The organism is Streptococcus sp. E17BB (assembly GCF_041807725.1).
GTDB classification, from domain to species: Bacteria; Bacillota; Bacilli; order Lactobacillales; family Streptococcaceae; genus Streptococcus; species Streptococcus entericus.
Genome location: NZ_JBGTZC010000076.1, coordinates 1 through 1128, shown reverse-complemented (window position 1 = coordinate 1128; position 1128 = coordinate 1). Strand labels below are relative to the sequence as shown.

General features: G+C 48.4%; 1 protein-coding gene. It reads left to right on the top strand.

Annotation, left to right across the window (positions count from 1 at the left end):
* A partial coding sequence (locus tag ACERC7_RS10655; protein ID WP_373666907.1) for an ABC transporter ATP-binding protein occupies nucleotides 1-1128 on the top strand: 1128 nt, incomplete at its 3' end.

Below are 1128 nucleotides of genomic sequence, written 5' to 3'. Positions count from 1 at the left end.
ATGACAACATTAAAACTGAACAGCCTTTACAAGAAGTACCCAAACAGTGACTTCTACTCTGTTGAGGACTTTGATTTGGACATCAAGGACAAGGAGTTCATCGTCTTTGTTGGACCATCAGGTTGTGGTAAGTCGACCACTCTTCGCATGATTGCAGGACTTGAGGACATCACTGAGGGTGAGTTCTACATTGATGATGAGTTGATGAATGACATCGAGCCAAAAGACCGCGATATCGCCATGGTTTTCCAGAACTATGCGCTTTACCCACACATGACGGTCTATGACAACATGGCTTTCGGGCTCAAGTTGCGCAAGTACGACAAGGCTGATATCGACCGTCGAGTGCGTGAAGCAGCTGAGATTCTAGCTCTGACTGACTTCCTCCAACGTAAACCAGCTGACCTCTCTGGTGGTCAACGCCAACGTGTGGCGATGGGCCGTGCGATTGTCCGTGATGCCAAAGTATTCTTGATGGATGAGCCTCTGTCAAACTTGGATGCCAAACTTCGTGTGTCCATGCGTGCGGAGATTGCTAAGATTCACCGCCGTATTGGGGCAACAACCATCTACGTGACTCACGACCAGACCGAGGCCATGACTCTGGCAGACCGTATTGTTATCATGTCAGCGACTAAGAACGAGGCAGGAACGGGGACGATTGGACGTATTGAGCAAGTCGGCACCCCTCAGGAACTCTACAATGAACCAGCGAACAAGTTTGTTGCAGGTTTCATTGGTAGCCCTGCGATGAACTTTATCGAGGTGACCTTGTCTGGTGACCGTTTGACGGATGGTAAAGGCTTTGATATTGCTATCCCGGCAGGTTATCGTAAGCTTTTGGATGAGAAAGGTTACCAAGGTAAGAAATTGACTTTTGGTATCCGTCCGGAGGACATTTCATCAGATTTGATTAGTCAAGAGAGCTATCCAGATGCTCGTGTACGTGCTGAGGTGGTTATCTCAGAACTCTTGGGAAGTGACTCTGTTCTTTACTGCAAACTGGGTGAGCAGGAGTTCTCTGCACGCGTTTCAGCGACAGATTACTTGGTACCAGGCTCAACTGTCGAGTTAGCACTCAATGTGTCTAAGGGGCATTTCTTTGACCTTGAGACCGGCAAACGGATT